Below are 13,144 nucleotides of genomic sequence, written 5' to 3' on the forward strand. Positions count from 1 at the left end.
CCCATGACACCGACCGAGGAGACCATGAATCCGAGCGATCTCAAGCCGCCCCACTGGGCCCTGTCCGAACGCGCACGCAAGCTCACGAGCTCGGCGATTCGCGAAATCCTGAAAGTGACCGAGCGCCCCGAGGTGATCTCGTTCGCAGGCGGCCTGCCATCGCCCGCGACGTTCCCCGCCGAGCGGATGCGCGAGGCCGCCGACCGCGTGCTGCGCGATTCGCCCGCCGCCGCGCTGCAATACAGCGCGACGGAAGGCTTCCTGCCGCTGCGCGAGTGGATCGCCGAGCGCTATCGCGTGCGCGCGACGCAGGTGCTCGTCACGACGGGCTCGCAGCAGGCGCTCGATCTGCTCGGCAAGGTGCTGATCGATCCGCAAAGCCGCGTGCTCGTCGAGACGCCGACCTACCTCGGCGCGCTGCAGTCGTTCTCGCTCTACGAACCGGCCTACGCGCAGGTGCCGACCGACGACGCGGGCCTCCTGCCCGATGCGCTCACGCCCGAGCTGACGAAGGGCGCGCGGCTGTTGTACGCGCAACCGAATTTCCAGAATCCGACGGGCCGCCGCCTCCCCGTCGAGCGCCGCCGCGCGCTCGCCGCCTTCGCGCAGACGAGCCCGTTCCCGGTGCTCGAGGACGATCCGTACGGCGCGCTGAACTACGCGGGCGAGCCGCTGCCGACGATGCTGTCGATGGCGCCCGATCACGTCGTCCATCTCGGCACGTTCTCGAAGGTGCTCGCCCCCGGCCTGCGGATCGGCTATATCATTGCGCCCGAGGAGTTGCACTTCAAGCTCGTGCAGGCAAAGCAGGCGACGGACCTGCATACGCCGTCGATCACGCAGCGCATCGCATACGAGGTGATCCAGGACGGCTTCCTCGACGCGCACATCCCGACGATCCGCGCGCTCTACAGCGCGCAGTGCGAAGCGATGCTCGCGTCGCTCGCGCGGCACATGCCGGAAGGCGTGAGCTGGAACCGCCCGGAAGGCGGGATGTTCATCTGGGTGAAGCTGCCCGCGCAGATCGACAGCATGCAGCTCCTCGAGGCGGCGGTCGCGAACAACGTCGCGTTCGTGCCGGGCGCGCCGTTCTTCGCGGACGACGCGCAGAAGAACACGCTGCGGCTGTCGTTCGTCACGGTGCCGCCGGAGAAGATCGAGGAAGGCGTCGCGCGGCTCGGCAAGCTGTTGCGCGAGCGTCTGTGACGCTTTTCGTTCGTTCACGCATTCACGATTGATTGATTCACGCACTCACGAGGATATGAATCAGATGGCAAACGTCTACGACAAACTGAAGGAACTCGGCATCGAGCTGCCCGTCGCGGGTGCGCCCGCCGCCGCCTACGTGATGAGCGCGCAAAGCGGCAACACCGTCTACCTGTCGGGCCACATCGCGAAGAAGGACGGCAAGGTCTGGGCGGGCAAGCTCGGCCAGGACGTCACGACGGAGCAAGGCAAGGAGGCCGCGCGCGCGGTCGCGATCGATCTGCTCGCGACGCTGCACGCGCACACGGGCGACCTGAACAAGGTCAAGCGCATCGTCAAGGTGATGAGCCTCGTGAACTCGACGCTCGAGTTCACCGAGCAGCATCTCGTGACGAACGGCGCGTCCGAGCTGATCGCCGAGGTGTTCGGCGACGCGGGCAAGCATGCGCGCTCGGCGTTCGGCGTCGCGCAGATCCCGCTCGGCGCGTGCGTCGAGATCGAGCTGATCGCCGAAGTCGCGTAACGCGATGGCAGCCGCGATGACCGTCGCGCCAGGCGCCGCGGGCGCGGTGCGCTTCAAGCAGGTCGACGTGTTCGCGTCGGCGCCGTTCAAGGGCAACCCGCTCGCCGTCGTATTCGACGCGGACGCGCTCTGCGACGCCGACATGCTCGCGATCGCGCGCTGGACCAACCTGTCCGAGACCGCGTTCCTCGTCGCGCCGACCGATCCCGCCGCCGACTACCGCGTGCGGATCTTCACGACGGGCGGCGAGTTGCCGTTCGCCGGCCATCCGACGCTCGGCGCCGCGCACGCGTTTCTCGACGCGGGCGCGCAGCCGAGAACGCCTGGGCGGCTCGTCCAGCAATGCGGCGCGGGGCTCGTCGAGCTCGCCGAGCGCGACGGCGGCTGGGCGTTCGCCGCGCCGCCCGCGCGCGTGACGCCGCTCGCGCAACGCGAGTGGCCCGCGCTCGCGGCCGCGCTGCGCACCGGCGCGATCGACTTCGGCGTGCCGCCGCAGGCGGTCGACAACGGCGCGCCGTGGCTCGTCGTGCAGTTCGCGTCGGCCGCCGACTGCCTCGCGCTCGATCCCGACCGCGCGGCGCTCGCGCCGATCGTCGCCGCGCTCGGCGCGGCCGGCCTCGCCGCATACGGCCCGCATCCGGCCGACGGCCCGGCGACGTTCGAAGTGCGCTGCCTGATGACGGGCGACGCGTTCGGCCCCGGCGAAGACCCGGTGACGGGCAGCGCGAACGCGGCGATTGCGGGCGTCCTCGCGCAAGCGGGACGCCGCCCGGGCCGCCGCTATACCGCGCGCCAGGGCACGGCGCTCGGCCGCGACGGCCGCATCTCGGTCGATTACGACGACGACGCCGGCAAGATCTGGATCGGCGGCGCGGCCGTCACGCTCGTCGACGGCGCCATCCGGCTGCGCTGAGCGGCGTTTGCGCCCGGTCGCGCTCGCCGCGCGGGCCGCGCATGGTGCCGCCCCTCCCGGCCCGGTTAGCGATATCCCGCTCACGCTAAATCAAAGACTGACCATTCAGTAATATCGGGCCTCGTCTATTGTCTTCTTTATCGGCCCGTTTACTCGGTTATCCTGTCGGATCGCCTATGCGCGCAAGGACACCTTTCGTCCGATGAGTTCGTCCCGGTCACACGCCGCCCGCGCCGCGCGGCCGGTGCGCGCGACACGCAAGTCGCGCCGCCGCCGCGCGTTGTTCGCGATCCCGCTCCTCGGCACGCTGGCGCTCGCGCTGCTGTGGGTGGCCATCATCGCGCGCCTGTCCGTCGAGAAGGACAGCGCGTTCCGCGACGCGGGCGCGTCGGCCGCGATCCTGTCGACGGCGCTCGAGCAGCACACGGTCAAGGCGATCCATCAGGTCGACCAGATCACCCGCTTCGTCAAATACGAGTTCGAGAAGTCGCCCGCCCGCTTCAATCTCGCGAGCACGGTCGAGAAAGGCGTCGTGCCGAGCGACACGCTGATCCAGGTGTCCATCCTCGACGCGCGCGGCCGGCTCGTCGCGAACACTGCCGAGTCGCATCCGAAGCCGATCGACCTGTCCGACCGCGAGCACTTCAAGGTGCACACGCAGCGCAACGACGACGAACTCTACATCAGCAAGCCGGTGTTCGGCCGCGTGTCGCGCCACTGGACGCTGCAGATGACGCGGCGCCTGAACCATCCGGACGGCTCGTTCGCCGGCGTGGTCGTCGTATCCGAGGATCCGACCTACTTCACGAACGACTTCTACAACAACGCGACGCTCGGCAAGGACGGCGTGATCGCCGTGATCTCGGATACGGGCGCCGTGCTCGCGCGCAGCACGGGCTCCACGCAGAAGGCGCCCGGCACGTTCTCGGCATCGGGCGTCTACCCGGTGTCGGAGCGCGCGTCGGGCACCTATGTCGATCCGATCGACGGCATCATGCGCATCGTGTCGTATCGCCATCTCGACGGCTATCCGCTCGGCGTGATGGTCGGCCTATCGCAGGCGGAAGAATTCGCCGACTATCACCACACGCGCAACGTCTACCTGCTGATGACGAGCTTCATCACGCTCGCGATGCTCGCGTTCTTCGGCGTCGCGACGGGCCTGATCGGCAAGCTGCTCGGCCGCGAGCGCGAGATGACGCAGCTCGCCGAGTTCGATCTGCTGACGGGGCTCGCGAACCGCTACGCGACGCTGCGCAGCCTGCGCAACGACGTCGCGCTGCCGTCGAATCTGTCGCGCCTCGCGATCCTGTTCATCGACCTCGACAATTTCAAGACCGTCAACGACACACTCGGCCACAATGCGGGCGACATCGTGCTGCAGATGACGGCCGCGCGCCTGTCCGACGCGGTGACGAACGAAGGCGCGCTCGCGCGGATCGGCGGCGACGAGTTCGTCGTCGTCGTGAAGGGCGAGAACGTCGAGCGGCGCGCCGAGCATCTCGCGGAGGCGATCGTGCGGATGTTCGCCGAGCCGTTCGACGTGCGCGGCAGTTCGTTCGTGCTGCACGCGAGCATCGGCATCGCGCTGCATTCGGTCGGGAACGAGAGCGAGATCGACCTGCTGAAGAAGGCCGATCTCGCGATGTACAGCGCCAAGGACGCCGGCAAGAACTGCTACCAGTTCTATGCACCGCACCTGTCGCATCGCGCCGATCACCTGATGCGCTGGGAGCAGCAGTTGCGCGTCGCGCTGTCGGACGGGCAACTGTTCCTCGCGTACCAGCCGAAGATCGATCTCACGTACCGCTGCATCACCGGCTTCGAGGCGCTCGTGCGCTGGGACCATCCGGAGCACGGCGTGATCTCCGCGAACGAATTCATCTCGATCGCCGAATCGACGGGACTCATCGTGCCGATCGGCGACTTCGTGATCCGCACCGCGTGCGAGCAGCTCGCGCGCTGGCGCGACGAGGGCCACGACAAGCTCACGCTCGCCGTCAACATCTCGCCCGTGCAGTTCTGGCGCGGCGACCTGATCGACACGATCTCGCGCGCGCTCGTCGAGACCAGGATCGAGGCGCGCCGCCTCGAGCTCGAGATCACCGAGACCGCGATGATGGAATACCCCGAGCTCGTGTCGGAGAAGATCGTCGCCCTGAAAAGGCTCGGGATCCGTGTCGCGCTCGACGATTTCGGCACCGGCTATTCGTCGCTGTCGTACCTGCACCGCTTCTCGGTCGACACGCTGAAGGTCGACCGCTCGTTCATCCAGGCGATCCCGGCCGACCGCAGCGTTTGCGTGATGGTGTCGTCGATCGTGCACCTCGCGCGCTCGCTCGGGCTCACGGTCGTCGTCGAGGGGACGGAGACGGAAGAGCAGATCGCGTGGCTCGCCGCGCTCGGGCGCATCGAGGCGCAAGGCTTCCTGTTCTCGCGGCCGGTGCCCTCCGACGGCATTCCGGCCCTGCTTGCGCGCTTCGGCGTCTGCGGCGGCGACGACGCGCCCGCTACCCGCCGCGACGGCGCGAACGCCGCTAAACAGTCGCTCGGCAGCGACTAAACGACGCATCCTGACTAGCGCCGCATACTCGTTTTTGCTCATACAACGAACGGCTTTCGGAGTCCACAATGAATTGTGCGACGCACGCGTGGCCGCACGTGCGACCGCGAGCGCACTGGACACAAGCCATGACAATCGCAAGCGTGAATGCCGCCTGCTGCGGCGAACGGGAATCGCTGTGGGCGTTGTTCAAGACCGTGACGGGCATATCCGCCGTGTCGTGGGGCGGCCTGGCGATGATGGCTCAGCTCGAGCAGCATTACGTCGAGCATGAGCGGCGTATCGATGCGCTGTCGTTCGCCGATCTCGTCGCGCTCGCATGGATGATGCCCGGCCCGGTCGGCTGCAACGTCGCGGTGCAGGTCGGCCACACGCTGCGCGGCCGCGCGGGCGCATGGATCGCCGGCGTCGCGAGCGTGCTGCCGTTCTTCGCGGCGATGACGGTCTTCGCGATCTTCTACCAAACCCCGCTCGTGCGCTCGCTCGCGTCGCCCGTGCTGCTGCATCACTTCGCGATGGTGCTCGCCGCGCTGATCGGGCTCACCTGGTTCAGGCAGGTTCGCGCGCTCGTTCACGCGCCGCTCGAGCGCGTGGTCGCCGCGCTCGCGACGGGGCTGCTCGCGCTCGCGCACAGCCCCGCCGCGTTCGTCGTGATCCTCGCCGCCGCGTTCGCAGTCGGCTGGCTCGCGAGCGGCCGGCGGCAAGGCGAAGCGCCGCGGCTCGCGCTGCCCGCGCGGGAATGGCGGCTGCTCGCATCGCTCGCGCTCCTGATCGCGCTGTTCGCCCTGCCGCTGCCGATCGAATACGAATCGCCGCTGCTCTGGCCTCGGCTCGCGGGCGCCGGCATGACGCTCTTCGGCGGCGGCTTCTCCGCGCTGCCCGTGCTGAAATCGCTGTTCGTCACGCGCGCGACGGGCATCACCGAGCAGGACTTCATGCTCGCGTTCACGCTGTCGCCCGTGTCGCCCGGGCCGCTTCTGAATGTCGTGCCGTTTCTCGGCTATCTCGAGGACGGCTGGCGCGGCGCGCTGCTGTCGACCGTCGCGCTGTTCGTGCCCTCCGGCTGTCTCGTCATCTTCGCGCGGCAGCACGTCGAGCGGCTGAAGCGGCATCCGCGCTTCGCGAGCGGCATGCGCGTGCTGCGCGCGGCCACCACCGCATTCCTCGTGATCGCAGCCTTGCGCCTCGTCGCGAAGACGCCTGCCGAGCCCGTGTATTGGGCGACGGGCGTGATCGCGTGGCTGTGTCTCGCGCGATTCAAGGTGCCCGTCTATGCGCTGTACGGCGCGGTTGCGGCGGCGTGCGGCGGCTGGCTGATCCTCGCGGCGCACGGGTGAGCACGCTTTGCCCGCATTGCGGCGTTCCGGTTCGGCGCGCGCCGCTGGCTGCCCGCCCCCGCGCGTCTCGCCCGCCGCCTCAGCCGCGCATTGCGCCGAATCCATCGAAGAACGACCGCGCGTTCGCCTCGAGGCTCTCGATGTGATAGCCGCCCTCCTGCACGATCACGGTCGGCAGCCGCAGCCCGCCGATCAGGCCGCCTAACCGTCCAAAGCCGTCCGTCGTCACCGCGACCTGCGATTGCGGATCGTCGCGATAGATGTCGAAGCCGAGCGACAGCACGAGCGCATCCGGCGCGAAGCGCCGCAGCTCGCGCAGCGCGTCGTCGACGCGCTCGAAGAACGCCGCCTCGCCCGATCCGTGCGGCATCGGCAGATTCACGTTGTAGCCGTGGCCGTCGCCCGCGCCGCGCTCGTCGTCGAAGCCCGCGACGGCCGGATAGAAGTTCGTCGGATCGCCATGGATCGACACATACAGCACGTCGCGTCGCGCGTAGAAGATTTCCTGGATGCCCTGTCCGTGGTGCATGTCGGTGTCGAGTATCGCGACGCGCGCATGGCGCGCGCGCAGCGCCTGCGCGGCGATCGCCGCGTTGTTCAGATAGCAGAAGCCGCCCGCGGCATCGACGCGCGCATGATGGCCGGGCGGCCGGCACAGCGCGTATGCTTCGGGCGCACCGTCGCGCACCGCCGCCGCGGCGGCGAGCGCGCTCTGCGCGGACCAGTACGCGGCGCGCCATGTGTGCTCGCCGACCGGGCAGCTACCGTCCGCGAGATGGCGGGCGGCTTGTGCGAGCACGCCGCGCAGCGCGTTCGGCTCGCGCACGAAAATGTTCGACATCGCCTCGTCGCCCCAGTCCTCCGGCATCTTCTTCCATTCTCGATGCACGGTCTCGAGAAAGCGCAGGTAGTTCATGTCATGCACGGCCGCGATCGGCGCGATGCCGAAGTCGTCCGGCTCGCGCACGGAAAAACCCATCGCGAGCGCGGCCGCGACGAGCCGCGTCGCGCGCTCGGGCACCTCCTGCGGCGTGCGCATCCGGCCGCGCGAAAAGTACGTGCGTGGATGATGCAGCGATTGGTCGGGGTGGAAGTACGTCAGCATCTTGATTTCCTCGGGTCGAATGAACGGACGGCAAGGCGCCCGTTATCGGTTGCAGGGTGTGGGCTGCGTTCGGCATTCGGCATTTGACGTCGGCGACCGCATTCGATGCTCGATGCCGGAATACGCGTCGCCCCGGCATTCGTCGCACCGCCCCTCACCGGCCGGCGACGCCAGCGCGATCGAGCACCGCGCCGAGCAGCACGTTCGCGCCGCGCGTCGCGTCGTCGGGCAACACGTCCTCGGCTGCGTTGTGCGACAGTCCGCCGACGCACGGAATGAACACCATCGCGCTCGGCGCATGCCTCGCCAGATGGATCGCGTCGTGCCCGGCGCCGCTCACGATCCGCTCATGCCGATAGCCGAAGCGGGCCGCCGCCGCCTCGACGCTCGCGACGCAAGCCGCGTCGAACGGCGTCGACGGACTCGCCCAATGCGTCGATACGTCGACGCGCAAGCCGCGCCGCGCGGCGATGCGCGCACACGCGTCAGTCGCCGCGCGCGCCATCGCGTCGAGCGTCGCATCGTCCGGATGGCGCAGGTCGAGCGTGAACTCGACCGCGCCCGCGATCGTGTTGCGCGACGCGTTCGGAACCCCGACGCAGCCGATCGTCGCGAGGCCGTGCGGCGCGAACTCGGCGAGCATCCGCTCGAGCGCGTCCGCGATCTGCGCGAAGCCGAACAGCGCGTCGCGGCGATGCGCGATCGGCGTCGTGCCCGCGTGCGCGGGCTGGCCCGCGATCGTCACGTCGAGCCAGCGGATCGCCTGCCCGCCCGTGACGACGCCGATCTCGGCGCCATTCGCCTCGAGCACCGGCCCCTGCTCGATATGCGCTTCGAAGTACGCGTCGATCGCCGGACGCACCGCGCGCCGCGCGCCGCGATAGCCGATCTGCTCGAGCGCGTCGCCAAGCGTCACGTGCGCGGCATCGCGCACCGCGAGCGCGCGGGCGAGCGGCATCGCGCCCGCGGCAACCGCCGAGCCGAGCATCGCTGGCGCGAAGCGCGCGCCCTCCTCGTTCGTCCACGACACGATCTCGATCGGCTTGCGCGTGACGATCGTCGCATCGTTCAGGCTGCGCACCACTTCGAGCGCGGCGAGCACGCCGTAGGCGCCGTCGAAGCGGCCGCCTTCCGGCTGCGTGTCGAGATGGCTGCCGATCAGCACGGGCGGCGCGCCGGCATCCGCGCCCGCGCGGCGCGCGAACAGATTGCCGATCTCGTCGACGCTGACCGCGAGGCCCGCATCGCGACACCACTGCGCAAACAGGTCGCGCCCGCGCCTGTCGTCGGCGGTCGCGGCAAGCCGCCGCACGCCGCCGTTCGCGGTGCCGCCGATCCGCGCCATCTCCATGAGCGAGCGCCACAGCCGCGCGGCGTCGATGGCGCGCGACCGCCCGTCGAATGCAGACGCAATCATGTCAGCGCGCCTCCAAAGCTTCGTTACCCGAAGCGCCTCGGGCCGCGCGGCGCGCGTCGAGCGCGACGATGCTCGCGAGCGACAGCCCCGCAAGACACGTATAGAACAGCGCGAGCGGCAGCCACGCGCCCGCGTACCGGTGCGCGAGCCACGTGCCGGCGAGCGGCGTGAGCCCGCCCGCGAGCGCGCCGCACACCTGATAGGACAGCGAGATCGCCGAGTAGCGGATGCGCGCCGGAAACACGCCGGACACGAAGCCCGCGATCACCGAGTAGAAGCCCGCCATGCAGACGACCGCGAGCGCGATGCCTGCGACGATCGCGCCGGGCCGCCCGCTCGTCACGAGCGCGAACATCGGATACGGCGACGCCATCGCGGCGACGGCCGCGAGCTTCAGGAAACGCGCGCCGCCGAGCTTCTCGGCGAGCCACGCGGCGACGGGCTGCGCGAGGAACTGGATGATCGCGACCGCGAACAGGCAATCGAGGATCGTCGAGCGCGGGATGCCGAGCTGCTGCGTCGTGTACGCGATCATGAACGTGTTCGTGAAATACACGCCGGCGATGCCGATCGTATTCGCGCCGATGCACAGCAGCACGAGCCCCGACGCCGAACGGAACACGTCGGCGATCGGCAGCTTCGCGGTGGCGCGCGTGCGCTTGACCGCCTCGAATTCCGGCGATTCGTTGACGCCGAGCCGGATCACGATGCCGACGATCAGCAGCACCGCGCTCGCGAGAAACGGCAGACGCCAGCCCCACTCGAGAAAGTCGGCCTTCTCGAGCGACGTGACCGCGCGAAACGCGACGAGCGACAGGATGAGCCCGGCCGGGCTGCCGAGCTGCGCGAACGACGCGAAGAACGTGCGCCGCCCTTCGGGCGCGTGTTCGCCCGCCATCAGCACCGCGCCGCCCCATTCGCCGCCCACCGCGACGCCCTGCACGATCCGCAGCAGCACGAGCAGCACGGGCGCGAGCGCGCCGATCGACGCATGGCTCGGCAACAGGCCGATGCAGACGGTCGCTGCGCCCATCATCGCGAGCGTCGTCATCAGCGCCTTCTTGCGGCCGATCCGGTCGCCGAGATGGCCGAACACGATGCCGCCGAGCGGCCTTGCGAAGAAGCCGGCCGCGAACGTGCCGAACGACGCCATCGTGCTGACGAACGGGTCGCCGGACGGAAAGTACAACTCGCCGAACACGAGCGCGGCGGCGGTCGCATAGATGTAGAAGTCGTACCACTCGATCATCGTGCCGACGAACGCGGCGCCGGCGGCGCGCACCGGCTGGCGCGCACACGGTTGGGAAACAGTCATCGCAAGATCTCCTCTCTGCTCTCACGCGCGTCGCCCGGCGGGTTCGGCGGGCGCGCGCCCGATGTCGCGCGGCCCGCTGCTCCGGGGCCTGCGCCGCACGCAGGCGGCTCTCGCGCTGCACGTTTTATCGCCGTCCATTAACTATTAGTCAAATTTCGACTTATTATTCATGACATAACTTTTACTAATGTCGATCCGCTGGAGACCCGCCGCCATGCGCGCTGCCGCCGCCCGCTTCCTGAACGACCGCCTCGACTGGAATCTGCTGCGCACGTTCCTCGTCATCATGCAGGAGCGCAGCGTGAGCCGCGCGGCGGCGCGCCTGCACGTCACGCAGCCGGCCGTGAGCCAGGCGCTCAGGCGGCTCGAGGAAACGCTCGGGCACACGCTGATCCGGCGTCGCGGCCCGCACTTCGAGCCGACGCAGGCGGGCGCCGAGGTGTACCGGATCGCGAGCGACATCTACGGCACGATCTCGCGGCTCGACACCGAGCTCGACGACGCGGCGGCGGACCTGACGGGCACGATCCGGCTGCTTTCGGTGAGCCGCGTCGAATCGGGCGCCTACGATCTCTTTCTCGCCGACTTCCACCGGCAATATCCGCGCGTCGATCTGCAGATCGAGGTGATGCGCTCGTCCGACATCATTTCGTCGCTGTTGCAGAAAACCGCGACGGCGGGCCTCGGCCTCTGCCGCAACCCGGTCGACAAGCTCGCGCGCACGCCGTTCCTGCGCCAGCGCTACGCGATCTACTGCGGCCGCCACCATCGCCTGTTCGGCCAGACGCAACTGACGACGAACGATCTGCTCGCGGAGAACTTCGTGTCGTTCACGAGCGACCAGATCGGCGACAGCCTGTCGCCGCTCACCGTGTTCCGCGACCAGAAGGGCTTCACGGGACGCATCGTCGCGGCATCGCCGAGCCTCGACGAAGTGCGGCGCCTCATCTTCGCGGGCTACGGGATCGGCTGCCTGCCCGAGCACATCGTGCGCGACGATCTCGCTCGCCAGCGGCTCTGGCGATTGCCGCCCGACGAAGGGCTCGTCGACGTCGACATCTACCTGCTGTGGCACCGCGAACGAAAAATGAACGCGGCCGAGCTCGCGTTCCTCGAGGGCTTCGAGCGCGCGATGCAGCGCTACTCGTTCGACGAGCGGCTGTCGGTCAATCCTTGACGCGGGGCGGCGCGCGGTCGCGCCTCACGCCCGGCCGTGCCTGGACCGGCGGTACAAAAAACAAAAGCCGGCATCGCGCCGGCTTTCGAAAGGGACCATCGAAGAAGATCAGGACTCCGCTCATCGACAGGCCACCGCCCTTTGCGCGATCCAGCGCGCGCGCAGCCGGTCGTAGCCGAGATTGAACAGGAACGTGTACGGCAGGAAGAACAGCAGGATGCCGAAGTCGAGCAAGAGCGCTTCGAGCAGGCTGATCTCCAGCCACCACGCGGCAAGCGGCAGCGCCATCGCGACGAGGCCGAGCTCGAACGCGATCGCGTGCGCCGCGCGCACCGCGAGCGTACGCGTCAGCCGGTAGCGGCGCTCGATCCGCTCGAAGAGCGCATTGAACGTGACGTTCCACACCATCGCGATCACCGACACCGCCGCCGTCAGCGCCCCCACGTGCACGAGCGACAGGCCGAGCACCCAACTGACGATCGGCGCGCAGATCGCGATTGCGGTCGCTTCGAACGTGAGCGCGTGCACGAGGCGCTCGGTCAGCGTCTTCCTCGGAACGAGTTTGGCCATTTGCATTTGCATGTTCAGCTCCATCAGTGGACGAAAGAGCCCCATTTTCATCGGATTAACCGTAAGCATCCAGTTTGATATGATCGGTTTTTCCGATATAGAGAAGGAGCACTCGCGATGCGCCACTCTCCGGAAGCGCTGCTCGCGTTCGCCGAGGCCGCGAACCTCGGTTCGTTCTCGGCCGCCGCGCGCAAGCTCGGCAAGCGCCAATCGACGGTCAGCGAAGCGATCGCGAACCTCGAGATCGATCTCGGCGTCACGCTGTTCGACCGCTCGACGCGCCAGCCGACGCTGACCGACGCCGCCCGCGCGCTGTTGCCCGAAGTCCAGCGCGTGCTCGAGGCGAGCGAGGCGATCGATCAGGTCGCCGCGCGTCTCGCGGGCGGCGAGGAGGCACGCCTCACGCTCGTCGTGTCGGACACCTATCAATCGAGCCGGTACGAGGAAACGCTCGCGGCGCTCGACCGCCGCTTTCCGACGCTCGAATTCGAATGCCAGATCGCCGAGCACGACGACGTGCTCGACCTGATCCAGCAAGGCCGCGCGCAGCTCGGGCTGATGGCGGCGCGCAGCACCTACCCGCCCGACATCGGCGCGGCGACGGTCGCCGAGCGCTCGGAAATCGGGCTCTACGTCGGCCCGCAGCACCCGCTCGCCGCGCACGGCAGCGCCGACGTGCCGCTCGCCGCGCTGCACGACGCGCGCGAGCTGCGCCTCAATACCTACGTCGCGCCGCGCGGCGAGCGGATCGAAACGGGGCTCGTCGCGGGCCGGCGGTGCTGGCTGGCGCCGAGCTATCTGCAGTTGCTGGAAATGGCGGTGGCGGGCTTCGGCTGGGCGGAGCTGCCGCGCTGGATGGTCGAGCACTTCGCGCGCGAGCGGCTCGTCGAGCTCAATGCGCGCGGCTGGCCGCGGCGCGTGCCGGTGGATGCGGTGTGGTCGCGCGGCCGGCCGCTCGGGCCGGCCGGCTCATGGCTGCTGGAGACGATGCTTGCCGCATGATGCGCGCCGCGAGACG

At 69.0% G+C, this 13,144-nt stretch carries 11 protein-coding genes; 7 read left to right on the forward strand and 4 right to left on the reverse strand.

Features of this window, described 5'->3' with window-relative positions; all coding sequences use genetic code 11:
- Positions 1–24: 24 nt before the first annotated feature.
- The 5 genes from WT16_RS03805 (at position 25) to WT16_RS03825 (ending at position 6,542) form a co-directional block, all read left to right on the forward strand.
- Positions 25–1,206, forward strand: a complete 1,182-nt coding sequence (locus WT16_RS03805) for a PLP-dependent aminotransferase family protein (protein WP_009911682.1) — start codon at positions 25–27, stop codon at positions 1,204–1,206.
- A gap of 64 nt (positions 1,207–1,270) precedes the next feature.
- Positions 1,271–1,729, forward strand: a complete 459-nt coding sequence (locus WT16_RS03810; protein ID WP_015601002.1) for a RidA family protein — start codon at positions 1,271–1,273, stop codon at positions 1,727–1,729.
- 16 nt (positions 1,730–1,745) lie between these two features.
- Positions 1,746–2,642: a PhzF family phenazine biosynthesis protein gene (locus WT16_RS03815; protein WP_063533046.1), complete on the forward strand. Its 897-nt coding sequence runs from the start codon at positions 1,746–1,748 to the stop codon at positions 2,640–2,642.
- A 202-nt stretch (positions 2,643–2,844) separates the two neighbouring features.
- A complete protein-coding gene (locus WT16_RS03820; protein ID WP_015600202.1) occupies positions 2,845–5,205 on the forward strand; it encodes an EAL domain-containing protein in 2,361 nt (786 codons plus the stop codon).
- Positions 5,206–5,333: 128 nt separating this feature from the next.
- Positions 5,334–6,542 carry a chromate transporter gene (locus WT16_RS03825; protein WP_059932206.1) on the forward strand — a complete coding sequence of 403 codons (1,209 nt, stop codon included), beginning with the start codon at positions 5,334–5,336 and terminating at the stop codon, positions 6,540–6,542.
- Between the two features lie 79 nt (positions 6,543–6,621).
- On the opposite strand, the gene WT16_RS03830 is transcribed toward WT16_RS03825, so the two are convergent.
- From WT16_RS03830 to WT16_RS03840, 3 genes are all read right to left on the reverse strand, one after another.
- A complete protein-coding gene (locus tag WT16_RS03830) occupies positions 6,622–7,647 on the reverse strand; it encodes a histone deacetylase family protein (RefSeq protein WP_006024981.1) in 1,026 nt (341 codons plus the stop codon).
- A 154-nt stretch (positions 7,648–7,801) separates the two neighbouring features.
- On the reverse strand, positions 7,802–9,064 hold the full coding sequence (locus WT16_RS03835) for a Zn-dependent hydrolase (RefSeq protein WP_063532738.1): 1,263 nt from the start codon (positions 9,062–9,064) through the stop codon (positions 7,802–7,804).
- Position 9,065: 1 nt separating this feature from the next.
- The gene (locus tag WT16_RS03840; RefSeq protein WP_043282084.1) at positions 9,066–10,379 is read right to left on the reverse strand and encodes an MFS transporter; all 1,314 of its coding nucleotides are present in this window, start codon (positions 10,377–10,379) and stop codon (positions 9,066–9,068) included.
- A gap of 214 nt (positions 10,380–10,593) precedes the next feature.
- Between WT16_RS03840 and WT16_RS03845 the strand changes: the two genes are divergently transcribed.
- Positions 10,594–11,556 (forward strand): LysR family transcriptional regulator, encoded by a 963-nt coding sequence (locus WT16_RS03845; protein WP_015600177.1) that lies wholly within the window; start codon positions 10,594–10,596, stop codon positions 11,554–11,556.
- Positions 11,557–11,676: 120 nt separating this feature from the next.
- Here WT16_RS03845 and WT16_RS03850 read toward each other — a convergent pair whose 3' ends face one another.
- A complete protein-coding gene (locus WT16_RS03850; RefSeq protein ID WP_063533047.1) occupies positions 11,677–12,138 on the reverse strand; it encodes a multidrug/biocide efflux PACE transporter in 462 nt (153 codons plus the stop codon).
- Positions 12,139–12,243: 105 nt separating this feature from the next.
- Here WT16_RS03850 and WT16_RS03855 point away from each other — a divergent pair, with 105 nt between their 5' ends.
- Positions 12,244–13,128, forward strand: a complete 885-nt coding sequence (locus tag WT16_RS03855; RefSeq protein WP_006024975.1) for a LysR family transcriptional regulator — start codon at positions 12,244–12,246, stop codon at positions 13,126–13,128.
- The last annotated feature ends 16 nt before the right edge of the window (positions 13,129–13,144 follow it).

It is taken from the genome of Burkholderia sp. MSMB1589WGS (assembly GCF_001636105.1).
Taxonomy (GTDB): domain Bacteria; phylum Pseudomonadota; class Gammaproteobacteria; order Burkholderiales; family Burkholderiaceae; genus Burkholderia; species Burkholderia humptydooensis.

What these genes read in the sequence shown, in the direction of transcription:
- WT16_RS03805 (WP_009911682.1), top strand. Translation starts at nt 25, where the DNA reads ATGAATCCGAGCGATCTCAAGCCGCCCCACTGGGCCCTGTCCGAACGC.
- WT16_RS03810 (WP_015601002.1), top strand. Translation starts at nt 1,271, where the DNA reads ATGGCAAACGTCTACGACAAACTGAAGGAACTCGGCATCGAGCTGCCC.
- WT16_RS03815 (WP_063533046.1), top strand. Translation starts at nt 1,746, where the DNA reads ATGACCGTCGCGCCAGGCGCCGCGGGCGCGGTGCGCTTCAAGCAGGTC.
- WT16_RS03820 (WP_015600202.1), top strand. Translation starts at nt 2,845, where the DNA reads ATGAGTTCGTCCCGGTCACACGCCGCCCGCGCCGCGCGGCCGGTGCGC.
- WT16_RS03825 (WP_059932206.1), top strand. Translation starts at nt 5,334, where the DNA reads ATGACAATCGCAAGCGTGAATGCCGCCTGCTGCGGCGAACGGGAATCG.
- WT16_RS03830 (WP_006024981.1), bottom strand. Translation starts at nt 7,647, where the DNA reads ATGCTGACGTACTTCCACCCCGACCAATCGCTGCATCATCCACGCACG.
- WT16_RS03835 (WP_063532738.1), bottom strand. Translation starts at nt 9,064, where the DNA reads ATGATTGCGTCTGCATTCGACGGGCGGTCGCGCGCCATCGACGCCGCG.
- WT16_RS03840 (WP_043282084.1), bottom strand. Translation starts at nt 10,379, where the DNA reads ATGACTGTTTCCCAACCGTGTGCGCGCCAGCCGGTGCGCGCCGCCGGC.
- WT16_RS03845 (WP_015600177.1), top strand. Translation starts at nt 10,594, where the DNA reads ATGCGCGCTGCCGCCGCCCGCTTCCTGAACGACCGCCTCGACTGGAAT.
- WT16_RS03850 (WP_063533047.1), bottom strand. Translation starts at nt 12,138, where the DNA reads ATGCAAATGCAAATGGCCAAACTCGTTCCGAGGAAGACGCTGACCGAG.
- WT16_RS03855 (WP_006024975.1), top strand. Translation starts at nt 12,244, where the DNA reads ATGCGCCACTCTCCGGAAGCGCTGCTCGCGTTCGCCGAGGCCGCGAAC.